Source organism: Bacillus cereus group sp. BfR-BA-01355 (genome assembly GCF_022663675.1).
Classification (GTDB): Bacteria; Bacillota; Bacilli; order Bacillales; family Bacillaceae_G; genus Bacillus_A; species Bacillus_A thuringiensis_S.
The window spans coordinates 1-499 of the sequence record NZ_JAKUFY010000302.1 but is presented as its reverse complement, the minus strand read 5'-3'; the positions used below and the strand labels follow the sequence as shown (position 1 = coordinate 499).

Here is a 499-nt window from a genome sequence, read left to right as displayed (position 1 = left end):
CGGGCTCATTTTTAATTTTGCCTTAATCCGTTTCGTATTATAATAATCTATATATTTTTCTAATTCTATTTTAAAGTGCTCTACATTTTCAAATTCTTTTATGTAGAGGAACTCCGACTTCATAATCCCAAAGAAATTTTCTATTACTGCGTTGTCGTAACAGTTGCCTTTTCGAGACATACTCTGGACGATAGCTCTTGATTCAAGAGTACGGACGTACTGTCTCATTTGATAATGCCATCCTTGATCCGAATGCATCAGTAGCTGGTGCGTTTCAGGTAAACGTTCCAATGCTTTCTCTAACATGTCTGAAACAAGCGAATACGTCGGTCTAGAACCAATTGTATAGGTAATAATTTCACCATTATACAAATCTAATACAGGTGATACATACAGTTTTTCTCCAAACAATTTAAACTCTGTGATGTCTGTTACCCACTTTTGATTCGGTGCATCTGTATGAAAATTACGCTCTAAAATATTAGGTGCAATTCTACCG

Annotated in this window: 1 protein-coding gene; it reads right to left on the bottom strand. The window is 35.5% G+C overall.

Going from position 1 to position 499, the window contains the following annotated elements:
• Positions 1–499: IS3 family transposase (locus MR167_RS31745; RefSeq protein WP_242316253.1), on the bottom strand; the 499-nt coding region annotated here is incomplete at both ends.